Origin of the sequence: Terribacillus sp. FSL K6-0262, from assembly GCF_037977385.1 — a bacterium.
GTDB lineage: Bacteria > Bacillota > Bacilli > Bacillales > Amphibacillaceae > Terribacillus.
In genome coordinates, this window is the sequence record NZ_CP150277.1 from 2,702,261 (window position 1) to 2,723,198 (window position 20,938).

25 protein-coding genes are annotated in these 20,938 nt (G+C 48.2%); 19 read left to right on the top strand and 6 right to left on the bottom strand.

Going from position 1 to position 20,938, the window contains the following annotated elements; translation table 11 throughout:
• Window positions 1-64 precede the first annotated feature (64 nt).
• The 7 genes from MHI54_RS13805 to yunB all read left to right on the top strand — a co-directional run bounded on the left by MHI54_RS13805 (window position 65) and on the right by yunB (window position 6,597).
• Window positions 65-1,033, top strand: a complete 969-nt coding sequence (locus tag MHI54_RS13805) for a D-glycerate dehydrogenase (RefSeq protein WP_095215920.1) — start codon at window positions 65-67, stop codon at window positions 1,031-1,033.
• A 93-nt stretch (window positions 1,034-1,126) separates the two neighbouring features.
• The gene (locus tag MHI54_RS13810) at window positions 1,127-1,915 is read left to right on the top strand and encodes an SDR family oxidoreductase (RefSeq protein ID WP_340081902.1); all 789 of its coding nucleotides are present in this window, start codon (window positions 1,127-1,129) and stop codon (window positions 1,913-1,915) included.
• Window positions 1,916-1,992: 77 nt separating this feature from the next.
• Entirely contained in the window at window positions 1,993-2,805 is an 813-nt protein-coding gene (locus MHI54_RS13815; RefSeq protein ID WP_340081903.1) for a sulfite exporter TauE/SafE family protein, read from the top strand.
• Window positions 2,806-2,822: 17 nt separating this feature from the next.
• Entirely contained in the window at window positions 2,823-4,214 is a 1,392-nt protein-coding gene (locus MHI54_RS13820; protein WP_095215923.1) for a bifunctional UDP-sugar hydrolase/5'-nucleotidase, read from the top strand.
• A 50-nt stretch (window positions 4,215-4,264) separates the two neighbouring features.
• Complete coding sequence (locus tag MHI54_RS13825; RefSeq protein ID WP_095215992.1) at window positions 4,265-4,567, top strand: DUF1805 domain-containing protein; 303 nt, start codon at window positions 4,265-4,267, stop codon at window positions 4,565-4,567.
• Window positions 4,568-4,666: 99 nt separating this feature from the next.
• Window positions 4,667-5,758 carry an HD-GYP domain-containing protein gene (locus MHI54_RS13830; protein WP_340081904.1) on the top strand — a complete coding sequence of 364 codons (1,092 nt, stop codon included), beginning with the start codon at window positions 4,667-4,669 and terminating at the stop codon, window positions 5,756-5,758.
• 53 nt (window positions 5,759-5,811) lie between these two features.
• A complete protein-coding gene (gene yunB / locus MHI54_RS13835; protein WP_095215925.1) occupies window positions 5,812-6,597 on the top strand; it encodes a sporulation protein YunB in 786 nt (261 codons plus the stop codon).
• A 3-nt stretch (window positions 6,598-6,600) separates the two neighbouring features.
• Here yunB and MHI54_RS13840 read toward each other — a convergent pair whose 3' ends face one another.
• Window positions 6,601-7,584: a M23 family metallopeptidase gene (locus MHI54_RS13840; protein ID WP_340081905.1), complete on the bottom strand. Its 984-nt coding sequence runs from the start codon at window positions 7,582-7,584 to the stop codon at window positions 6,601-6,603.
• Window positions 7,585-7,731: 147 nt separating this feature from the next.
• Here MHI54_RS13840 and MHI54_RS13845 point away from each other — a divergent pair, with 147 nt between their 5' ends.
• Genes MHI54_RS13845 through MHI54_RS13855 form a run of 3 tightly spaced genes read left to right on the top strand, consistent with a single transcriptional unit; the run spans window position 7,732 to window position 9,242 of the window.
• Entirely contained in the window at window positions 7,732-8,013 is a 282-nt protein-coding gene (locus tag MHI54_RS13845; protein ID WP_095215993.1) for a YutD family protein, read from the top strand.
• Window positions 8,014-8,035: 22 nt separating this feature from the next.
• Window positions 8,036-8,488 (top strand): DUF86 domain-containing protein, encoded by a 453-nt coding sequence (locus MHI54_RS13850; protein ID WP_095215927.1) that lies wholly within the window; start codon window positions 8,036-8,038, stop codon window positions 8,486-8,488.
• The gene (locus MHI54_RS13855; RefSeq protein ID WP_340081906.1) at window positions 8,475-9,242 is read left to right on the top strand and encodes a TIGR01457 family HAD-type hydrolase; all 768 of its coding nucleotides are present in this window, start codon (window positions 8,475-8,477) and stop codon (window positions 9,240-9,242) included. Before MHI54_RS13850 ends, MHI54_RS13855 begins: the two co-directional genes overlap by 14 nt.
• 129 nt (window positions 9,243-9,371) lie before the next feature.
• Here MHI54_RS13855 and MHI54_RS13860 read toward each other — a convergent pair whose 3' ends face one another.
• Window positions 9,372-9,869, bottom strand: a complete 498-nt coding sequence (locus MHI54_RS13860) for a phosphatidylglycerophosphatase A (RefSeq protein ID WP_095215929.1) — start codon at window positions 9,867-9,869, stop codon at window positions 9,372-9,374.
• Between the two features lie 126 nt (window positions 9,870-9,995).
• Here MHI54_RS13860 and MHI54_RS13865 point away from each other — a divergent pair, with 126 nt between their 5' ends.
• The 4 genes from MHI54_RS13865 to thrB all read left to right on the top strand — a co-directional run bounded on the left by MHI54_RS13865 (window position 9,996) and on the right by thrB (window position 14,303).
• The gene (locus MHI54_RS13865; RefSeq protein ID WP_340081907.1) at window positions 9,996-10,955 is read left to right on the top strand and encodes a hypothetical protein; all 960 of its coding nucleotides are present in this window, start codon (window positions 9,996-9,998) and stop codon (window positions 10,953-10,955) included.
• Window positions 10,956-11,043: 88 nt separating this feature from the next.
• Window positions 11,044-12,339 (top strand): homoserine dehydrogenase, encoded by a 1,296-nt coding sequence (locus MHI54_RS13870; RefSeq protein ID WP_340081908.1) that lies wholly within the window; start codon window positions 11,044-11,046, stop codon window positions 12,337-12,339.
• Between the two features lie 5 nt (window positions 12,340-12,344).
• Window positions 12,345-13,400 carry a threonine synthase gene (thrC, locus tag MHI54_RS13875; protein WP_340081909.1) on the top strand — a complete coding sequence of 352 codons (1,056 nt, stop codon included), beginning with the start codon at window positions 12,345-12,347 and terminating at the stop codon, window positions 13,398-13,400.
• On the top strand, window positions 13,401-14,303 hold the full coding sequence (gene thrB, locus MHI54_RS13880; RefSeq protein WP_340081910.1) for a homoserine kinase: 903 nt from the start codon (window positions 13,401-13,403) through the stop codon (window positions 14,301-14,303).
• Between the two features lie 90 nt (window positions 14,304-14,393).
• Here thrB and MHI54_RS13885 read toward each other — a convergent pair whose 3' ends face one another.
• Window positions 14,394-14,618 carry a NifU family protein gene (locus MHI54_RS13885; protein ID WP_038564952.1) on the bottom strand — a complete coding sequence of 75 codons (225 nt, stop codon included), beginning with the start codon at window positions 14,616-14,618 and terminating at the stop codon, window positions 14,394-14,396.
• A 156-nt stretch (window positions 14,619-14,774) separates the two neighbouring features.
• Between MHI54_RS13885 and MHI54_RS13890 the strand changes: the two genes are divergently transcribed.
• The 4 genes from MHI54_RS13890 (at window position 14,775) to MHI54_RS13905 (ending at window position 16,731) form a co-directional block, all read left to right on the top strand.
• Window positions 14,775-15,080, top strand: coding sequence for a YuzD family protein (locus MHI54_RS13890; RefSeq protein ID WP_340081911.1), 306 nt, complete (start codon window positions 14,775-14,777; stop codon window positions 15,078-15,080).
• A gap of 72 nt (window positions 15,081-15,152) precedes the next feature.
• The gene (locus tag MHI54_RS13895) at window positions 15,153-15,389 is read left to right on the top strand and encodes a YuzB family protein (RefSeq protein WP_095215935.1); all 237 of its coding nucleotides are present in this window, start codon (window positions 15,153-15,155) and stop codon (window positions 15,387-15,389) included.
• Window positions 15,390-15,449: 60 nt separating this feature from the next.
• A complete protein-coding gene (dapF, locus tag MHI54_RS13900; protein ID WP_095215936.1) occupies window positions 15,450-16,313 on the top strand; it encodes a diaminopimelate epimerase in 864 nt (287 codons plus the stop codon).
• Window positions 16,314-16,371: 58 nt separating this feature from the next.
• Window positions 16,372-16,731, top strand: a complete 360-nt coding sequence (locus MHI54_RS13905) for an iron-sulfur cluster assembly accessory protein (protein ID WP_095215937.1) — start codon at window positions 16,372-16,374, stop codon at window positions 16,729-16,731.
• Between the two features lie 61 nt (window positions 16,732-16,792).
• Here the strand turns inward: MHI54_RS13905 and MHI54_RS13910 are convergent, their stop codons facing one another.
• Window positions 16,793-17,395, bottom strand: a complete 603-nt coding sequence (locus MHI54_RS13910) for an alpha/beta fold hydrolase (protein WP_095215938.1) — start codon at window positions 17,393-17,395, stop codon at window positions 16,793-16,795.
• A gap of 582 nt (window positions 17,396-17,977) precedes the next feature.
• On the opposite strand from MHI54_RS13910, the gene MHI54_RS13915 reads away from it, so the two are divergent.
• Complete coding sequence (locus MHI54_RS13915; RefSeq protein WP_095215939.1) at window positions 17,978-19,453, top strand: sugar porter family MFS transporter; 1,476 nt, start codon at window positions 17,978-17,980, stop codon at window positions 19,451-19,453.
• A 73-nt stretch (window positions 19,454-19,526) separates the two neighbouring features.
• Here the strand turns inward: MHI54_RS13915 and MHI54_RS13920 are convergent, their stop codons facing one another.
• Window positions 19,527-19,979 carry an ASCH domain-containing protein gene (locus MHI54_RS13920; protein WP_340081912.1) on the bottom strand — a complete coding sequence of 151 codons (453 nt, stop codon included), beginning with the start codon at window positions 19,977-19,979 and terminating at the stop codon, window positions 19,527-19,529.
• Between the two features lie 124 nt (window positions 19,980-20,103).
• Entirely contained in the window at window positions 20,104-20,901 is a 798-nt protein-coding gene (locus MHI54_RS13925; protein WP_095215941.1) for an MBL fold metallo-hydrolase, read from the bottom strand.
• Between the last annotated feature and the right edge of the window lie 37 nt (window positions 20,902-20,938).

Sequence of the window (20,938 nt, forward strand, 5' to 3'; positions counted from 1 at the left end):
TATCGGAAATTGAAAACGAATTCCTTAATAGTTTGATTTCCATCCCAAAAAGGAGGAGAAAAACTTGAAGAGCAAGGTTTATCTGACTAGGAAGCTGCCAAGAGAAGTTCTTGATAAGCTATCTGGCTATTTTCAATTGAAAATGTGGGAGGAAGAAAACATACCTGTACCGAGAGATGTTTTGCTGAAAGAAATAGAAGATACAGATGGCTTATTATGTTTGTTAACAGATGCCATTGATGAAGAAATGGTAAATAGAGCTGCTCAGCTAAAGGTTATTTGTAACCTGGCTGTCGGCTATGACAATATCGATATGGAAGCAGCGGCAAAGAAAGGTATCATCATTACAAATACGCCGGGAGTTTTGACCGAAACTACAGCCGATTTGACTTTTGCATTGTTAATGGCAGCTGGACGGAGAGTTGTGGAAGCATCAGATACATTGCGCAGTGGGGGCTGGGGAGCGTGGTCCCTAATGCAGTTGACGGGACAGGATATTCACGGCGCTACCATAGGCATCATTGGATTGGGCCGAATTGGAGAAGCACTTGTGAAACGGGCGAAAGGCTTTGATATGAACGTACTTTATTATAGTCGAACCAGAAAGATTAACAAGGAACAGGAACTGGATATCTCATATGCAAATCTGCCTGACTTATTACGACAGTCTGATTATGTATGTATCATGATTCCGTATAACGATGAATCCCACCACATGATTGGGGAAGAAGAATTATCACTCATGAAAAACACTGCGATATTAGTAAATTCATCAAGAGGCGGAATTGTCGATGAGGATGCTCTATATAATGCCTTGAGCCGAGGGGACATATGGGCGGCAGGGCTGGATGTTTTCGAACAAGAGCCGGTACGCCTTGAGCATCCATTACTTTCCTTGCCAAACGTGGTCGCGCTGCCACATATAGGAAGTGCCAGTGTAAGAACCAGAATGCAGATGGCTCATTTAGCTGCTGATAATTTGGTAAGTGCCCTGACTAGAGGTATTCCTATTACTCCTGTCCGTGAACACTGAGTGATTTCCATATAAGTTGAGAGCCAGTATGCACGGTGCGTTTGAGGATGACCAGTGCCGGGAACATTTCCTTTAACAAAGGAGATGAAGCCCATGCACTACAATCTGGAAGGAAAAGTAGCAATCGTTACCGGGGCCAATGATGGTATTGGTCTGGAAACAGCAAAAGCATTTCTGGATGAAGGAGCCAAAGTCGTCGGAGTCAGCTTGAAAACAGATGATGTGAAGGACATGGCGGATCGTTCTTCGTTCCTGCCGCTGGCACTGGATCTGACAGATGAAGGTGCAGCGGATAAAGTAGTGGAGGCTGCCGTCTCCCATTTCGGGAAGCTGGATATGTTAGCTAATATTGCTGGAATTGCCATCTATAAAGATAGCTTCATGGATGTGACACTTGATATTTGGCGTGAGACTTTCGAGACGAACTTGTTTGCAGTGGTAGCCCTGACGAAGGCTGCCATTCCGGAACTGAAGAAACAGCCGGGTGCAAGCATCGTGAATGTGGCATCCGAAAGCGGGCATGTGCCGGATTCGTTCGCGATAGATTATAGCGCAAGCAAAGCAGCCATTCTCAATCTCACGCAGGCTTTGGCTGATGAATTCGGCGGGGATATCCGAGTGAATGTCGTCTCACCAGGTCCGACGCGGACGACGATGTGGAATAAACCCGGCGGCATGGTCGATATGCTCAGCGATATGTTCGATAAAGAAGGCGAGGAGGCTGTCAGCTACTTCGCGAAGGAAGTCCGTCAGATACCTCGCGGGGAAATCGGCAAGCCGGAGGAGATCGCCAATGTGATTGCCTTCTTGGCTTCCGATAAAGCAGCATATGTCAATGGCGCGGAAATTCCGGTGAACGGCGGATCGGTCAAATATAAATGAATTCTGTTATAATGGTATGACTGCGGTATGCAGTCATGCTATTTTTATATTCTACATAAAAGATGGAAGGGATACCTATGGTTTTTGCCGTAAGTTTAGTAATAGGACTCCTTGCAGCAGCGCTCGGCAGTCTGGTAGGTTTGGGAGGAGGAATCATCCTTGTGCCGTCGCTGCTGATTTTGAGCAGCTTTTGGGAGGGATTCAGTTGGGCTACACCACAAGCAATCGTTGGTGTATCTGTCATCTTTATGATTTTTACAGGCTTGTCTTCTACGCTTACATATATGAAAAGCGGGCGGGTTGATTACAAAAGCGGACTCATTTTCTTGGCAGGCGGGATGCCGGGAGCTATTCTTGGTTCATTCCTGAATCGTTTTATCTCGGGTGATGGTTTTTCGCTATACTTTGGCATACTGGTGCTGCTTGTTTTCTTTATGTTCTTCGTAAAACGCAAGGAACGAGAAGTGATCAACCCGAAAGGTATCATCGTTACAAAAGAGATCGACGGAACCACATATACATATAGCTTCCGTTTCATAGCGGCATTTGTACTGTCGTTGTTTGTGGGACTGCTTTCCGGTATGTTCGGCATTGGCGGAGGCAGCTTCATGGTGCCTGCCATGATCCTGATGTTCGGATTCCCGGCACATGTCGCTGTCGCCACAAGTATGCTGATGGTATTTTTCCTGAGTATCGTTAGTACTGTCATGCATATTTCCCTCGGGCATGTGGAATGGAACGTTGTATGGGCCTTTATTCCAGGGGCGATTCTTGGCGGTATACTCGGAGCGAAAGTCAACCAGCTGCTCAAGGGGAATACGGTTGTCTGGATATTGCGTATCATGCTCGTATTAGTTGCTGTCCGTCTGATCTGGGATGGGTTGTCGTAATAAAGGAGTAGAGAAGGATGCAGGAAAAGCTGACTATCAACTACACAAATGATTTGCATAGCTATTTTGAAAACTGGCCGAAGATCACCGGTTATTTGAAGCGGAATAAGCAGAAGCTTACGGATGCTGGGGAAACATGCTGGCTGATTGATATTGGTGATCATGTCGATCGATCCCGGCCGATTGCAGAGGCATTCCGCGGCAAAGCGAACATAAGCTTGCTGAATGAAGCGGGTTATGATTTCGCCACGATCGGGAACAATGAAGGGATCACACTGGATTATGATGATCTTTATCATTTATATGATGAAGCGGAATTCCGTGTAGCCGTAGCGAATCTCCATTCACAAAAGGATGAGGATCCTGGCTGGATGGAGTCTTCCTGGATTGTCGAAACTGCCGGCGGGATGAAAGTCGGCATGATCGGGCTGACGGCGCCTTTTCCGGATTTCTATAATCTGATCGGCTGGGATATCGAGGATCCAATGCAAGTGCTGAAGCGTGAGATCGGCAAGCTTGGGCCTTCCTGTGATGTGGTTGTATTGCTTTCCCACTTAGGTATTTATGCGGATCGTGATATAGCGGCTGCCTTTCCGGAAATAGACATAATCATTGGCGGGCATACCCATCATCTGCTTCATGAAGGCGAATATGTAAATCAATGCCTGATCACGACTGCAGGCAAGCAGGGCTTTTATTTCGGTGAAGTGGAAATCATCTGGGACGCAGAACAGCAAGTCATCATCGAAAAGAAAGCCAAGGCCATACCCGTGGCAGACTTGGAAGAGGATGCCGACATGGCTGAGCAGGTTGCGGTCTATTCGGATAACGCAGTGAAAGCCATGCATCGTCCTGCCGTTGTGCTGCCGGATCCAATGCCGTCTGCTCCATATGAAGATTCCCATGTGATGGATCTTTTGACAGATTATCTGCATCGATGGACGGGCGCAGATCTTGCTTTTCTGAATGCCGGCGTGCTGCTGGATAGTTTTCCGGCAGGAGCTGTATCCTATATGGATATCCACCGAATCTGCCCGCATCCGATCAATCCCGCAACGGTACCATTGACGGGCGAAGAGCTGCAACAGATTGTCGACGCTGCCCTGCAGCCCGATTTCGTCACTTTCCCGCTCAAAGGTTTCGGCTTCCGCGGCAAGGTCATCGGAAAGATGGTGTACAGCGGATTATCGTTTGATATAGCTGGTACGACAGCAAAACCGAAAGCGGTGAATTTGCGGATCAACGGCAAGCCGCTTGAACCGGAACGACGCTATATCACTGCCATGGCTGATACATTCACTTTCGGCAGTTTGCTCCCGTGTATCAAGCAGGCGGAAGGAAAGAAATATTATATGCCGGAAATGCTTCGGGATCTGCTCCTGGAAGCATTGAAGGAAATTGAAAAATGAGCAAACACCTCCGTTTTTCCTACATAGGATATAACGGAGGTGTATTTAAATTGATGACTGTAGAACCCATGTTTTTGGAAGGGAAGCCTTTTACCGCCGTAACAGTCAAACTGCCGAAAACAACCCTGCTGGTCGTGTCGAATGATGTCGGTTATATCATGTGCGGAGCGCTGGATGTTGATTTGCTCAATGACAGATTAGCCGATCGAAACATCATTTCCGGGAGGGCGGTCGGTGTCAAGACGATAGAGCAGCTGCTGGCTGCACCGCTTGAAAAAGTAACGGATGCTTCTTTGGCGTACGGCTGGAAACCTGGTATCACAGGTAAAGAAGCGCTGCTCCTCCTGCCTTGAAAAAATTGTCGAAGCCTGTATCATCATTCTAGATTGTTTGCCGTTTTTCTGGTACTATTTTATCAGAATGGAATGTTGGAGAAGATAAGGGGTACGACAATGAGATTAGTTTCGACAAAATCGGTAAAGCCCGGAAGCCGGCTCGCCCAGCCCGTATATAATGATAAAGGCAGTATACTTATCCAGCGGGATGTGGAATTGACGGCTGGTATTATCGATCGTTTAAAGGAGCTAAGGTATACCTATGTCTATATCCGGGATGACAGGCTGCAGGACATCGAGCTTGCATTCTCCACTTCCAATGAAGAGCGCCTAAAAGCGATGCAGGTCATCCATAAGTCCTTTCAGGAAATCAAGCGAAGTGAAAACGGACGATATTTGACAGACAAAATGACTGAAAAAATCACGAGTTCCATCCAGGAGATGGTAAGCAATCTTCGGCCGAAGCGCCAAACATTGACGATCCTATCCGATATGCTCATATACGACGATTATATCTTTTCTCATTCAGTCAATGTCGCGCTGTATGCGATGGCGATTGCCAACGAAATGCGGCTTCCGATTTCCGTTGTCGAGGAAATCGGATTCGGAGCCATTTTGCATGATGTAGGAAAAATGTTTGTCCCCCAGGAAATTCTGCAGAAGACCGGAAAACTGACGGACGCAGAATTCGAGCAGATCAAGGAGCATACGACGAAAGGCTTTCATTATTTACGCCAGATGAACAATATCCCGCTTGTCATAGCACATTGCGCTTACCAGCATCACGAACGGATAAATGGTTCTGGTTACCCCCGCGGCATAAGCGGTCCGGATATTCATTTCTATGCCAAGATTATCGGCATCGCTGATGTATTCGACGCTGTGACGAGCAACCGTGTATACCGGGATGCCATGCTGCCGCATGAAGGCTTGGAAATATTATTTGCCGGAGCAGGCGATCAGTTCGATATGGAGATGGTCGAGGCCTTCAAAAGAAGTGTGGCCATTTATCCAACAGGGCTGACTGTACGGCTGAGTGATGGCCGCATGGGCATCGTCATCCGGCAGAATGAGGATATCAATACCCGGCCGATTGTCCGGATTTTGCAGGAGGCCGATGGGACGGATCCGGAGCCATATGAAGTGGATCTGTATGAGCATTTGAATATCACGGTAGTCGCTTGTTCGACATCAGCTGAGAGCGACTAGCCTATTCTAAGCTCCCTTGGTCAAGCATAAGCTTGTTTCAAGGGGGTTTTTTCATGCGTCCATGGCAGCGCAGAGCTTCTAAAGCACCACCTTCCTTTCGCCATGTGCTCCTGATGAGCATATTGCTTTTCCTGCTGTTGACGTCCTTGAGTCTATGGCTGGTGAATAGGGGATTGGAGCCGACGCTTATGGCAATTGCCGAGACGAAGACAGAGCAGTTTGCCAAACAGGCGATCAACCAGGCAGTGCAGGCGGAGAAGGAAGCGGATTTGGACTTGAATGCATTCGTGCAAGTAGAGAAAGATGCGAATGGGAATGTCACACATGCCAGCTGGGATGCTGCAACCGTGAATGAAGTGCTGCGGAAGGTGACTTTTCGCGTACAGAATTATTTGCGGCTGATGGAGGATGGGGAAATGCCTGCCATCAGTCAGGAGCAGCTGGCAGAGGAGGCTGCGGCCGATGTCATCCAGGAGAAATTGGAGGAAGATCCGACTCTGGTCGATATACCGCTTGGTCAAGCAACCAATAATGCTTTGCTTGCCAATCTTGGTCCGCGGATCCCGGTGAAATTCGAAATGATCGGTTATGTGGAGTCTGGTGTCGATGTAAAGGTGGAGGAATATGGCATCAACAATGCAATGTTCGTCTTCATGGTCGAAATCAAAGCAAATGTCCGGATCATCATCCCATTCTCAACCAAGACGACGACAGTGAAACAGGATGTGCTGCTTGGCAGCACGGTCATCCAGGGGCAAGTACCGGAATTTTATAATAATGGAGGGGGATCTGGTTCATCACCATCGTTCTCCATACCAATGCAAAAGGAAGGCGAATGACTTTCAGCCTTCCCTTTTTTGCTGTTTTGATTTTTGTTCCCAAATTCTTAGGTAAGGGTATGGATCGAAGGAAAATTCCGATCTTCCATTGTCTTTATACATACCATAATGCAAATGCGGCGGGAATTTCCCTGATGTTCCAGGCGGGCCGTAACCGCTTGCGCCTACATAGCCGATGACATCACCGGGTTTGACGACATCCCCGACAGATACCCCTTTTTCAAACCCGTTCAAATGGGCATAGTAGTGATAAATATTATTGCTGTCCCGAAGACCGATGCGCCAGCCGCCGTACAGATTCCAGCCCTTTAGTTCAATGACACCGTATGTGGTTGCGTACACAGGCACACCATAATTGGCGAAGATATCCGTGCCTTCATGAATCCTTCTTCCGCCAAAGCCCCTGGCATCTCCCCATGTGTTCCGATAGCTGTAGTTATGGCGGAGCGGCAGCGGAAAAGAGCGCTCGTCCAGTTCGATCGTATCGAACTTTTCATAGAGCTTGGCCGTATTCATGATGGTCTGGACGGTAAGATCACGTTCATAATAATGCCAGAGGGCAATCTTGATGTCGTTCTTCGTCGTCCCGATCCTCTGGATGAAAGAAGCTACCGTGTAAAGGACATCCTCTGGATTGTCGGGATCGGCCTTCTTGTCCCCATCGCCATCCCGTCCTAAACCATGGAACCATATAATGGAGGATTCATCTGCATCGTCCCCATGTTTGGCAGCGCCAAACCATTTCTCCTCCGGAATTTCGATTGCAATCAATTTCTCTTCTTTGGATTCTGTCGGGAGATTATGCTCATACTGATCGATTGCAGCCAGATAATACCAAGGAAGTCCTGTGGCAGCTGCCGTCTTTTTGTAAAGTGCCATGCGCTCCTGCTTGGCCTCATCGCTTTTTTCCGCTCCTTTGACAGAAGCCGGGAATGGAAAGCTTGAGAACAGGAGGATCAGCAGCATGGCAATGTATATCTTTTTCATGTGCTGCTCACCTTTCCTTGTACGTTTGCTGTTAGTTTGTACAGAGATCGGAATTTCATGAGTCATAATCACGAGTCCCGAAGGAAGGGAAGCGAAATTATAATGGAAATATGCTAAACTAGAGGCAGGATAGGGGAGTCGATAGTGGTGAAAACAACAGTACAAGGCAAACATTATGAAGTTGTGCAGGATATAAAGGGAGCCTTTCAGGAACAGGCATTCCAAAACCGCTACAGCGAAATCTTGACGAAATATGATTATATTGTAGGTGACTGGGGATATGAACAGCTTCGTCTGAAAGGTTTCTTTGACGACGATAATCCGAAGGCCACCTTCGACACGAAAATCAGCACATTGGAAGATTATTTGTATGAGTATTGCAATTTTGGGTGTGCCTACTTTGTCCTGAAAAAGCTTCCGGCAAAGTAAGTGCAAGAGAGGGGCAATGACAATGTACTTTGTGGATAAACGAAAAATAGAAGAAGTCCTTACATATATGGAAGAACTGCTGGCTGCAGAGATTCCTTCCGGGGAAGGGATTTCCGAAAAGCTTGCTGCCGAACGCCGGGCGCAGCTCTTGATCGAGGGTATCCTTGATACGGGAAATAGTGTGATCGACGGATTCATCATGCGTGATCCGGGCAGCTATGATGATATTATCGACATCCTTGCCGACGAACAGGTGATAGAGGAAGATACGGCACCGGCCTTCAAGGAAATCATTGCATTGCGCAAAATGCTTACTGGCGATTATCTGCATGTGGATCACAAAAAGCTTGCTGAAACGATGGAGGAATATAAGGGATTGCTGGGGCATTATGTGGAATGGGTAAGGGCATATCTGGTGAATGAGACGCGGACAGCTTCCGCTTTTGCAAGGAGCGGTGACAATGAAAGCATATGAAGGGTATCTGATTGATTTAGATGGAACCATGTATCTTGGGAATGAACGGATCGAAGCGGCCCCAGGATTCATCCGCAGCTTGAAGGATGCGGGTAAAAAGCATCTTTTCGTGACGAATAACTCCACGCGTACACAGGAGCAGGTGGCGGCAAAGCTTCGTCACATGGATATTGAAGCCGATCCAGAAGATGTATTCACGACGAGTATGGCAACAGCTGCCTATATTCGCGAGCATGATCCGAAAGCGCGGGTATATGCCATTGGGGAAGAGGGGCTTTTCGATGCCCTGGCAAAAGAGGAACTCACGTTGGCAGAAGAGGACTGCGATTATGTCGTAATCGGCCTAGATACCAACATTACATACGAAAAGCTGGCAAAGGCATGCTTGCTTGTCCGGGCAGGTGCAAAGTTCCTTTCGACGAACAGTGACCGGGCACTGCCGACCGAAGCAGGCTTGATGCCCGGCAACGGGTCGCTGACGGCTGTCATTTCCGTAAGCACTGGCATCGAACCGACATTCATCGGGAAACCAGAAAGCATCATGATGGAACAGGCCAGGAAGCTATTGGATCTGGACAGGGAACAAGTCCTCATGGTAGGTGACAATTACCTGACAGACATCACTGCCGGAATCAGGGCGGGAATGGACACACTGATGGTATGCACCGGTTTTACAAAACGGGACGAGCTTCCATCCCTTGATCCAAAACCGACTTATACAATCGATACGCTGAACGAATGGGAATTCAAATAAAGAGCAGCCCCGTCAATGGGGGCTGCTCTTTTTTCCTTGGAAAAACCCCAGTGATAGCAGTTCCTGATGCCCTCCGCAGGATTCCTTACATTTTTTAAAAAAGCAGCCTTTCCAAGCTGCTGCTTCTTTTTAACCATCGATATTTTGTTCTTCATTCTGACTGTGTGCAAGCCTGCTGGCTGCTGCAGCAGCAATAGCCCCGACAATATCATCCAGGAACGTATGGCATTCCCCGGTGCTCTTATCATTGAGCTTTGCCAGGATGCCTGGCTTCTGCTTGTCGATGTAGCCGTAATTCGTGAATCCGATGGAGCCATATAGGTTGATGATGGAGAGTGCGATCACCTCATCGATACCATATAAACTCTCATCCCGCGCCAGGTTATCCTGCAGCGGCTGTTCCAGTTTCCCCTGTTCGGTAAGTACATCAAGCTGGATACCTGTCAGGATGGCGTTCTGGACCTCTCTTTTGGACAAGACACGTTCCACATTATAAATGCAGCGATCCATAGTCAGGCCAGGATAATATTTATTCTGCAGGAAATGGACAAGCTCTGCAATGTCTTCGATTTGTACACCACGCTCGATTAGCCATTCCCGTGCCTTTTTCTCTAATTCTGTTGTCATGAGATCACTTCGCTTTCCTATGTATGATTCTGTTAGCAGTATACCCTTTTAGCTTATGCGCCAATCATCAGGTCTGAACATGAATCTCGCCGCTGCTTCATAACATAAAGCAGGAGGTGTTTGCCCGTGTTGCAGCTGATGCAGAAATATATGCCCGGATTCAGCGGGAAACCGGTTTCCTATCGCAATTATCATGCCTATCGGACGGCGGATCGATTATATGTCATCATACCAGCCAGGACGGACCAAGACAGCTATTATGAATTGGCTGCCATCACTGCTTATTTGCAGGAGGCGGGCTTTCCGCGTCTTGCGCAGCCGATGCTAACGACAGAAGGACAGATTTTGACGGTATATGAAAATACAGCCTACCTGGTCGTGGAAATGCCGCCGCCCTATACGAGGGATCTCCAAGCCCATGGTGTTGAATTGGCTTCCTTCCATCAGCTTGGTGCCAGCTGTCCGTTTGCGCCCGATACGCTATCCAGCTATGGAAAATGGGGGGATTTATGGACGGCGCGTTTGTCACAGGCCGAAAAGCTCTATGCAGAAATGTATCAAAAACGTCCCCTTGTCCATGAGGAGAGAGTATTCCTCGATACATTTTATTATGTGATCGGGAGGACCGAACTCGCGATACAATATCTGAATGAAACGAATGATGAATTCCGTTTTACGGAATCCGATCAGCCAACGACTGTATTCATGAAATACCGATCCGAGCTGGCAGACACATATGTACTGCCCCATACAATCGTTTATGATCATCCAGCACGTGATCTGGCGGAATATACAAGGAATTCCTTCTTCAACGAGGAAATGAATGAAGCTGCCGAATTCCTGCGGTCTTATATGCAGGTGCGTCCTCTCTCGGTTTTCGGAATGAGGCTGCTGTATGCCAGGCTGATCATGCCGCTTCATCTGTTCGATCAAATGGAAAAGGGACTGGCAGGGACCGCGGGGAAAGAATATGAAAAACTTATCATGCAGCAAAGTGTATATGAACAGCGCCTGGCCGGGCTATTTCAGTATATGCAGGTGGATCCGCAGGTACTCGAGATACCTTTGTTGGAAAATTTTTTGTAAAGTTGGTTGCGATGGCAGATTGATAGAGTTATAATGTCCTTTATATAAAAACAATTGTTTATTTCAGATGGACAGGAGGCTGGATGGGATGAAGCAAAAGATTCAAATCGGCTTATGCGGCCTTGGGACAGTCGGAAGCGGCGTTGTTCAGATTTTGCAGGAGCATCAAGAACAAATACGCTATAAGCTTGGCTGTGAAGTGGAAGTGGCCAAGATTCTCGTCAAAAACAAAGACAAGAAGAGGGAATATGTAGAGGATCCCGGTATTTTGACGATAGAGCCTGCCGATATCACGGATAATCCGGCGATCGATATTGTCGTCGAAGTGATGGGCGGGCTGGAAGATACGTATCAGCTGCTGGAGCGCAGCATCCGTAATCGTAAACAGATTGTGACAGCCAATAAAGACCTGATGGCAGAGCACGGTGATAAGCTGTTTGCGCTGTCCCAGGAATTTGATACCGATATTTACTACGAGGCCAGTGTTGCCGGCGGTATCCCGATCCTGCGATCGCTGAGTGATGGCCTTGCTTCAGATAAGATCCAGAAAGTGATGGGGATTGTCAATGGAACGACGAATTTCATCCTGACGAAGATGACAGATGAAAAACTATCCTTTGAAGCAGTGCTGGCGGAGGCGCAGGAGCTCGGATTCGCAGAAGCTGATCCGACTTCGGACGTGGAGGGCCTGGATGCTGCCCGCAAGATGACCCTGCTGGCTAACCTGGCTTTCAAGATGCCTGTGGCATATGGGGATGTCGAAGTGGCCGGCATCACTTCCATCTCTCAGGAAGATATCGAGTTTGCGGGGAGGCTCGGTTATATCGTCAAGCTGATTGGGATTGCAGCCGCGGATGATGGGAAAGTCGAGGTGAGTGTGGAGCCGACACTGCTGCCGGAAGCACATCCACTCGCACAGGTGAAGAATGAATTCAATGCTGTCTATGTATATGGGCAGGCAGTCGGGGAGACGATGTTCTACGGGCCGGGAGCAGGCGGACTGCCGACAGCGACGGCAGTCGTATCGGATTTGATGGAAGTGGTCAAAAATATCCGGCTTGGCGTAAACGGAAAGGCTTATGTGCAGCCGCAATACAAGACTGCTTTAAAAGATGATACCGAAAAACATGCAAAGTACTTCATCAGGGTGGAAGCAGAGGACCAGACGGGTGCATTCCACGCAGTCACCAATGTGTTTGCCGGACAGGATGTCTCATTTGCGAAGATCCTGCAGCTGCCGCATACTAGCTCGAAGACAGCTGAGGTCGTCATGGTGACACACAAACACAGTAAGCAGCAAATCGAAAACAGCATACAGCAGCTGGAGCAATTGGACGTCGTGAAACGAGTCATCAGCTGCTATCGTGTAGATGGAGAGGATTGAGCAGGATGGTATGGAATGGATTATTGGAAGCTTATAAGGAGCATTTGCCGATTTCGGATGAAACACCAGCTGTCAGTCTTGGGGAGGGCAACACACCTCTTGTGAAGCTGGAGAAAATATCAGCAGCGTATGGGATTGAAGCATATGCCAAAATCGAAGGTGCGAACCCTACGGGAAGCTTCAAGGACCGCGGCATGGTGATGGCAATTGCCAAGGCAAAAGAAGCAGGGGCAAAAGCAGTCATCTGTGCCTCCACAGGGAATACTTCGGCTTCGGCAGCTGCGTATGCAGCACGTGCCGGGATGCGCTGCTTTGTCGTTATTCCGGAAGGCAAAATAGCCCAAGGCAAGCTTGCACAGGCTGTCATGTACGGAGCGGAAATCTTCTCGATAGAAGGCAACTTCGATGATGCACTGCGCGTGGTACGGAACTTGAGTGAGACGGAGCCAGTCGCGCTTGTCAATTCCGTCAATCCATATCGTCTCGAGGGGCAGAAGACAGCAGCCTTCGAGCTTTGCGAACAATTGGGACAAGCTCCTGATTATCTGTTCATTCCAGTCGGCAATGCAGGCAATATCAGTGCTTACTGGAAAGGCTTCAAAGAATATGGGCAAGAAAAAGGATTCCACCTGCCCGTACTGAAAGGCTATCAAGCAAGCGGGGCTGCACCGATCGTGCATGACCGCGTATTCGAGAATCCCGAGACCGTCGGTACAGCCATCCGTATCGGGAATCCGGCAAGCTGGCAAAAGGCGACTGCTGCCAGGGATGAATCAGGCGGGACGATCGATGAGGTGACAGATGGGCAAATCATCGCTGCTTATCAGAAAATCGCCCGCGAGGAAGGCATATTTGCGGAACCGGGATCATGCGCATCATTCGCAGGACTTTTGAAGGCACTGGAACAGGATGAGGTGGGAAAAGGTTCGAGAGTGGTCTGCGTGCTCACCGGGAATGGATTGAAGGATCCGAATACAGCGATCGAATACAGCACGATCCAGCCGCTTGTCCTCCCGAATGAAGAGAAAGTGATTGCGGACGCCATCAAGGAGCGGATGTAAATGAAGCGCTGGCAAATAAGCGTCCCGGCAAGCACGGCCAATATCGGACCTGGCTTCGATTCTGTCGGAATCGCCTTGAATCTGTATCTGGAATTGGAAGTGCAGCCGGGAGATGAGTGGGAATTCATCCCGATGTCAGATGCAGTTCAAGGTCTGCCGTCCGGCAAGGATAATATGATTTATGAAACAGCGATGTTCGCTGCCAAACGCTATGGATATGAAGAGCTGCCAGCCTGTACGGTCCGCATGAGCAGCAATATCCCGTTGGCAAGGGGGCTTGGCAGCAGTGCGACTGCCCTGGTGGCCGGGATAGAGCTGGCGGACAGCCTTTTATCGCTGCAGCTTAGCAATGAAGAAAAGCTGGAGATCGCTGTTGGTTTGGAAGGCCATCCAGACAATGCAGCCCCGTCTATTTTGGGAGGCTGCGTGATTGGATATTATGATGACAAGGTCCATTATGTTCAGGCTCCCATCAAGGATGTGCGCTTCCTGGCTGTGATCCCGCCTTTCAAGCTGGCAACAGCGGATGCCAGAGCGATCCTGCCGGAGCAGCTTCCATATAAAGAAGCGGTGAAGGCAAGCGGCATTGCCAATGTAGCGGTGGCTGCCTTGCTGCAGCAGGATTGGCAGCTGCTTGGGGAAATGATGGATAAAGATCTTTTCCACCAGCCCTACAGACAGCTGATGATCCCGCATTATGGGGAAATAGCTGATTCCTTGCAGGAGGCGGCATATGGTGTCTACTTGAGCGGAGCCGGCCCGACGATGATTGCTGTCCTGGATGAAGCAGGAGCAGATGCCATTCATGCGGATTATCAGAACAAATATCCGGACTTTGAATGGCTGCTGCTTTCCTGCGCTGCAAAAGGCAGCTGTGCAGAAGAGCTGGCCATCGAAGCGTGAGAAAAACCCACAGAAGCGATTTCTGTGGGTTTTCAGATTGAAAATAGAAAACAGCGGGGATCGATCCTACCCGCTGTTTTATGCATTGTATTAAAATACTTGCTCGATCTCACGCACACCAGGAACCTCAGCCATCAAGGCACGTTCGATTCCGGCTTTCAATGTGATCGTAGAGCTTGGGCAGTTACCGCATGCTCCCATGAGACGCAGACGCACGATACCTTCATCAACATCGACAAGCTCGACGTCGCCGCCATCACGAAGCAAGAATGGACGTAATTTATTCAGAACTTCTTGTACTTGGTTTTCCATCATCCATTTTCCCCCTTACGATTATATATACATTATAAATCCTTTCCGTCAAAAAATCCACGATGGCTAACTGAGAAATTTTATCAATTAAAAACATGTTCCAACATCCTGTTAGTTACGGTAAACTGAAGGTAACAGCTTACGAAAGGGTGGGGGAGGATGACAACCAGGATCACCGTGTACGGCGCCGATATCATTTGTGCCAGCTGCGTCAATGCACCAAGCTCAAAGGATACGTATGAATGGCTGCAGGCAGCCTTGGCAAGGAAGTTCGGGAACAAGCAGTTTCAATTCGATTATATCGACATCCATGAACCGCCGGCGGATGAAAAACACAAACAATTCGCGGCAAAGGTGATCGATGAGGATTTATTCTATCCAGTTGTACTGGTGGATGACGAGATTGCCGGAGAGGGGATCATTTCGCTCAAAGCGGTCTGCAAGGCAGTCGAGAAGTCAGCCTAGTTGTGCTCACATCCTGCATTGTGGTAGGATTATCACTTGATAGTGTTACATCCTAGAATAGGAGTGAGCGGGATGAATCCGATCATTGAATTTTGTGTGAACAATCTGGCCTCTGGCTCGCAGGAAGCCTTCGATAAGCTCGACAGCGACCCGGGTCTTGATGTGATAGAATACGGCTGTACAAGCTTTTGCGGCATTTGTGCGCAGCATTTATTTGCGCTGGTGAACGGGGAGCCGGTCACAGCTGAGACAGCGGATGAGCTTGTGGAGAATGTTTACAAGTTCATCGAAGAAAACCCGTTATTTTAATCGGCCGTGCGTCTGCTTTGGGCAGGCCATGGCTTTTTTCATAGTAGAGGAGAAGAGAGAATGGATATACCTTTTGTAAAAATGCATGGCTTGAAAAACAGTTATATTTTCGTGGATCTATTCCAATTCCAGCTGGAGGAAGAAAGCCTGGCGCCGCTTGCGATAGCTGCAGCAGACAGGGATACCGGCATCGGATCCGACGGCTTGATCCTCATCCATCCTAGTGAAACATGCGATGTCGGCATGCGCATTTTCAACCTTGATGGATCTGAAGCCATGAATTGCGGCAACGGTTTGCGCTGTGTTGCGAAATATGCTTATGAGAATAACCTGGTGGAAAGCGATACATTCACGATTCAGACAAAAGCAGGCCAGGTAGAAGCCAAAGTCCATGGAACCAGAGCACATGTGCATGAAGTGACGGTGGATATGGGCGCCCCGATCTTGCAGCGCGAACTGATTCCGATGCAAGGTGCACCTGCACAGAAGGTAGTAGCCGAAGACTTCCAGGCAGGCGAAGAACAGCTTTCGGTAACAGCAGTGAGCATGGGGAATCCGCACGCGGTATTCTTCGTCGATGCTATCGATGATGCGCCGCTTTATACGCATGGTCCCATCATTACGAATGACCCGCGGTTCCCGGAAGGAGTCAATGTGGAGTTCATCGAGATGCTTTCGGATACAGAAATGCATTTCCGCGTCTGGGAACGCGGGTCGGGTGTGACACAGGCATGCGGAACGGGTGCTTGTGCAGCAGTCGTGGCCGCCATATTGAATGGCAAAGCATCTTTCGGGGAAGAAGTGACCGTCCATCTGAGCGGCGGAGATCTGTTCATCCGCTGGGAAGAAGACGGATCTGTCTGGATGCGCGGTGCAGCCGAAAAGACAGTATCTGGGACATTCCATTGGGAGCGCGGTGCTTGAGCATCTTCATTTAGGAGCGTATACTGAAAGATAAGATAGAAAAGGGGAGGTAACCTGAATGGTGTTGAATATTACAGACAGTGCCAGCCTTCAGATCAAGGACATGCTGAAGGAAGAAGACGCAGAGACTGTCTTTCTCCGCTTTGGTGTCAAAGGCGGCGGCTGCAGCGGTCTTTCCTACAGCCTCGGTTTCGAATACGAGAAGAACGAAGAATTGGACACATTCGAAGTGGTCAACGATATCCCGGTCATCATCCGCTCCATGGATATCCCGGTAATCGACGGAACCACGATCGATTTCAAACAGAACATGATGGGCGGCGGGTTCACCATCGATAACCCGAATGCCATCGTCAGCTGCGGCTGCGGTTCGTCGTTCAAGACAGCGACGAATGCTGGTACGCCGGAGAATTGCTGATATAAAATAGTAGACCTTCCTTATCATCCACGGATGACGGGGAAGGTCTTTTCATTATGTCCTATTCTTGGAGAGCTTCTAAGATATGGTTGTTTACTTGGTAACTATTTAACAGTCCGATATGGGACACACCGTATATGCGTATATTATTCGCGCCATATAGAGTGGATAGATAGGAGCTTACAATGCGATCACTTGTCGAGTAGATGGATGTGGTATCGATGCCTTCTGGAGCGACACTCGTTGTAAGTCGATTGGCGCCGCCTAAGGTGATCAGCTTATCCACTTTATCCTTGCCGCCTTTATTCAGGATATAATAAAGGCTGTTTGCGCCGCCCATGCTATGGGCAACGATATTTACTTTGTCACTGCCTGTTTCCTCCAGTACATCATCAACGAATCTTTGGATGGCAGTGGAATTCAATTCCTGATGTCCCTGTTTGCTTGGCAAATCAATTGCATATAGCTCATCGCTCGAGTAGCCGTTTCTCTCCAAATATCTTTCGATGAAATAGAAGTTGGAGTCCGATCCAGTTAAACCGTGGACGAAGACAATAGGTGTGTTCCCTGTTGCAGCATATGCTTTCGAGGGCTGGAATTGGCCGCCCAATGTGAAGGCGATTGTAAACATGATGATCAATAGTGCAAGAAATTTCTTTTTCATTCAGGCTTCCTCCTAGTATCTATTGTTCTATTAGATTGTAATATGATTTCAGAAAAACCTGTATTGGGAAACTTGTCCATGAAATTGTCGTTTTCTTGCATGCAGAAAATGAATGATGAGGCAATATATCAACCTTCTATCTAGTTGGGGACTAATGGTATTTCCCAGTTGAAAGATGCGAGAGGGGCTTAGTATGTAATTATAGTTGATAGGGAGTTTTTAGGAGGGAATGGAATGATATCATCAGTAAAATCTTAAAATGCGTCAACAATGCATCGCGTCACGCTCGATGCATTTGAGGAATACAGATAAGCCGCGCCTCCGTTTCTGTCATTGACAGGAAAACAGTCCTAAGACCTGATGGTGCAGCGATAGAAACGGTCTTTATGACCAAAAAGGTATAACAAGCTAAAAACGCTCTTCAGTAAGACTGTTGCGCGGGTGATGAAAATGTTATACAAAAAAAGATGATTATTTTAATAAAAAACGGGTATATATCTCCTATTCACCCATACAAACAGCCGAGGGTGAAAGCATTGTTTGTACAACAAACTACATGCGAAAAATGGAGGAGAGAAGAAGATGGACAAACAAGCTAATGGCAGAGGGCGTGTCCCTCAAATCGATGATGATGGTCGAAGTTCGAAGCGGAGGCTGAGACTGATTGCTTTCATCTCTACCTTCGGAGGTTTACTATTCGGATATGATACGGGTGTCATCAATGGGGCCCTGCCTTTCATGGGACAGGAAGACCAGTTGAATCTGACGCCGTTGACAGAGGGGATGGTGGCAAGTTCCTTGCTTCTTGGAGCTGCAGTCGGTGCAGTATCCGGAGGGAAGCTTGCGGATAAGGTCGGACGCCGCCGTGTCATTTTATACTTAGCTGTCTTATTCTTTGTGGCAACTTTAGGCTGTTCTTTCGCGCCGAATACGGAGACGATGATTGTCTTCCGCGTATTGCTCGGACTCGCTGTCGGGGGTGCATCGGTAACGGTTCCTGCATACCTTGCGGAGGTTTCTCCATCTGAATCGCGCGGGAAAATGGTGACGATCAATGATTTGATGATCGTCACTGGTCAGCTGCTTGCTTATTCTTCAAACGCATTGCTTGGGAACCTATTCGGTGATACCGCCCATATTTGGCGCTATATGTTGGCGGTTGCGACATTGCCTGCGATTGTACTATGGTTCGGTATGCTCGTCATGCCGGAGAGTCCAAGATGGCTGGCTCAGCAGGGTATGCTGAAAACAGCATTTCAGATTCTCTTAAAGATCCGCCGCAAAAATCGGGCAAAGCAAGAAATGGAACAAATCAAGAAAACCGTGGCAAAAGAGCGGAGTATAGATAAAGCATCCTTTAAGGACCTGGCCATTCCATGGATCAGAAGAATCGTCCTTATCGGTTTAGGTATCGGGGTCATCCAGCAAATAACTGGTGTCAACTCCATCATGTATTATGGTACGCAGATTTTAAGTGATGCAGGATTTGGCCGGGATGCAGCATTGATAGGTAATATTGCCAATGGTGTCATTTCCGTTGCAGCTGCCATCTTCGGTATATGGTTGTTAGGCAGAGTACGCCGCAGGCCGATGCTGATAACAGGTTTCATCGGAACGACAAGCGCACTGCTTTTGATTACCATCGTGACGACTTTCTTTGAGGGGACTCCTGCACTGCCGTATTTGGTGCTGGGGCTCACTGTAACATTCCTGGCCTTCCAGCAAGGCGCGGTGTCTCCTGTCACATGGCTGATGCTGTCCGAGATCTTCCCGTCACGCATTCGCGGAATGGGGATGGGAATCGCTGTATTCTTCCACTGGATGACGAACTTCACTGTAAGTTTGACATTCCCGGTGCTGCTTAGTGCAATCGGATTATCCAGCACATTCCTCATCTTTGTCGTCCTGGGTATCGCTGCGATTATCTTTATCCATAAATGCCTCCCAGAAACAAAGAATCGTTCATTGGAGGATTTGGAACAAGATTTCCGTCAAGAGACGATTCGAAAGACGGTGCCTAATTTGAAAGAGAAAACGGAATTCACTGGAAGAGCGTAAAATGAATCCAGTCTGGAAACAGCCAATATCCTCGAATGAAAAGACGCTTGGAACTTTTCCAAGCGTCTTTTCATCATTCTTTTATATCCACCAATTCAAAGCGCTCACATACCAGCTTCATATCTTCTGCAAATTCGAGTCCTACTTTTCCAAGCTCTTCCGTAAAGAATTCCACATGGACATCTTTCCAGTATTGATATGTTCTGTCGCCTTCCCCTTCGGCAATGGCAAACTCCTCCGGGACCTCATTCATCGGCATTATTTTTACATCAGAGGTCCTGATGATAGCCAGTGGTTCATCCTTGCTGCTTAAGATGATGCTGTAATCATCAACGGAGGGCAAAGGCTCGTTTTCGAGTTCATAAAAAATCAGTCCGGAACATGTAGCTGTTTTGATACCATCCATTACCAGCTGAGCCAAGTGATCGGGATCGGCACCGAATTGCCAAGCACTGACTTTGTCTGGTTTTGGTTTGTTGCGGGACTGCCAGAATTGGTCCCAATAAGACTGTGCTGCTTCATTCATCTCTCTCTCTCCCTATCCAGAATTAGACAATTCCAAATCATTATATCATTGAGCCTATCCCCTTTGTTATAGAAAAAAATTATCCCATTCTTGTGAATGGGATTCGTCATGTGTTTATCGGATTTTATTCATTCGCTTCCGTCAGCTTTTTAAGTCCTTCCTCCAATTCTTCCAAGAAAGCAGGCATGCCATGGCCAGTCCCGGCTGCTTTTGGGTGCAGATCCTTCAGTTTCCGGATCGAGCGGTAAGCTTCCTGCTCATCCATGGTGAAGTAGCGGGGAGGACCGTTGAATTCCTTATGCTGTGTCAGTACCTTGTGCAGTGATTCCTGCTGGACAGTCGTGAATGCGTCGCCGGCAATCAACACTTTGTCTTCCGGCTGAAATAAGCTGATGTGACCTGGTGTATGTCCGGGTGTATGAATCCATTGCCATCCAGGCAGATGAGGTACTTGGTGATCAAGCGGGATGAGCCGGACGTGCCGGCTCAAATCGATGCCCGCATTCGGGAAGGTTTTGGACATTTTGGTGATCAGGCCGCCGCCAGCATTTGTATTGCCTTCCGGATAATCCAGCTGGCCGGTCAGATAAGGCAATTCCAATTCATGTGCATATACAGGTACATTCCATTCTTTCACCAGCTCCACTATACTGCCGACATGATCGAAGTGACCATGCGTAAGGATGATACAGGCTGGTGTTGCTCCTTCTCCAAACAGCTCGGCAGCTGCCTGCTTGATATTGCCTGCCGTATCGGGTACACCGGCATCGACAAGCACCCATTCTTTTGTATCTGGATTTTCGATGAAGAAGATATTGACGATCCTGTCAAGATAACCATGGACAGTCGGGGAGACCGTCGTTTCCTTTCCGCTCTTGATCGAGGCAAGCGGGATCAAGCGATGTTCGAATTCGTTTTCCATACAGCTCCTCCTTTATCGCTACTAGTCTGTGAAAGAA

Excerpts from the sequence above, each read along its gene's own strand:
- MHI54_RS13810 (WP_340081902.1), top strand. The coding sequence starts at position 1,127 with ATGCACTACAATCTGGAAGGAAAAGTAGCAATCGTTACCGGGGCCAAT.
- MHI54_RS13815 (WP_340081903.1), top strand. The coding sequence starts at position 1,993 with ATGGTTTTTGCCGTAAGTTTAGTAATAGGACTCCTTGCAGCAGCGCTC.
- MHI54_RS13820 (WP_095215923.1), top strand. The coding sequence starts at position 2,823 with ATGCAGGAAAAGCTGACTATCAACTACACAAATGATTTGCATAGCTAT.
- MHI54_RS13830 (WP_340081904.1), top strand. The coding sequence starts at position 4,667 with ATGAGATTAGTTTCGACAAAATCGGTAAAGCCCGGAAGCCGGCTCGCC.
- yunB (WP_095215925.1), top strand. The coding sequence starts at position 5,812 with ATGCGTCCATGGCAGCGCAGAGCTTCTAAAGCACCACCTTCCTTTCGC.
- MHI54_RS13840 (WP_340081905.1), bottom strand. The coding sequence starts at position 7,584 with ATGAAAAAGATATACATTGCCATGCTGCTGATCCTCCTGTTCTCAAGC.
- MHI54_RS13850 (WP_095215927.1), top strand. The coding sequence starts at position 8,036 with ATGTACTTTGTGGATAAACGAAAAATAGAAGAAGTCCTTACATATATG.
- MHI54_RS13855 (WP_340081906.1), top strand. The coding sequence starts at position 8,475 with ATGAAAGCATATGAAGGGTATCTGATTGATTTAGATGGAACCATGTAT.
- MHI54_RS13860 (WP_095215929.1), bottom strand. The coding sequence starts at position 9,869 with ATGACAACAGAATTAGAGAAAAAGGCACGGGAATGGCTAATCGAGCGT.
- MHI54_RS13870 (WP_340081908.1), top strand. The coding sequence starts at position 11,044 with ATGAAGCAAAAGATTCAAATCGGCTTATGCGGCCTTGGGACAGTCGGA.
- thrC (WP_340081909.1), top strand. The coding sequence starts at position 12,345 with ATGGTATGGAATGGATTATTGGAAGCTTATAAGGAGCATTTGCCGATT.
- thrB (WP_340081910.1), top strand. The coding sequence starts at position 13,401 with ATGAAGCGCTGGCAAATAAGCGTCCCGGCAAGCACGGCCAATATCGGA.
- MHI54_RS13885 (WP_038564952.1), bottom strand. The coding sequence starts at position 14,618 with ATGATGGAAAACCAAGTACAAGAAGTTCTGAATAAATTACGTCCATTC.
- MHI54_RS13890 (WP_340081911.1), top strand. The coding sequence starts at position 14,775 with ATGACAACCAGGATCACCGTGTACGGCGCCGATATCATTTGTGCCAGC.
- MHI54_RS13895 (WP_095215935.1), top strand. The coding sequence starts at position 15,153 with ATGAATCCGATCATTGAATTTTGTGTGAACAATCTGGCCTCTGGCTCG.
- dapF (WP_095215936.1), top strand. The coding sequence starts at position 15,450 with ATGGATATACCTTTTGTAAAAATGCATGGCTTGAAAAACAGTTATATT.
- MHI54_RS13905 (WP_095215937.1), top strand. The coding sequence starts at position 16,372 with ATGGTGTTGAATATTACAGACAGTGCCAGCCTTCAGATCAAGGACATG.
- MHI54_RS13910 (WP_095215938.1), bottom strand. The coding sequence starts at position 17,395 with ATGAAAAAGAAATTTCTTGCACTATTGATCATCATGTTTACAATCGCC.
- MHI54_RS13915 (WP_095215939.1), top strand. The coding sequence starts at position 17,978 with ATGGACAAACAAGCTAATGGCAGAGGGCGTGTCCCTCAAATCGATGAT.
- MHI54_RS13920 (WP_340081912.1), bottom strand. The coding sequence starts at position 19,979 with ATGAATGAAGCAGCACAGTCTTATTGGGACCAATTCTGGCAGTCCCGC.
- MHI54_RS13925 (WP_095215941.1), bottom strand. The coding sequence starts at position 20,901 with ATGGAAAACGAATTCGAACATCGCTTGATCCCGCTTGCCTCGATCAAG.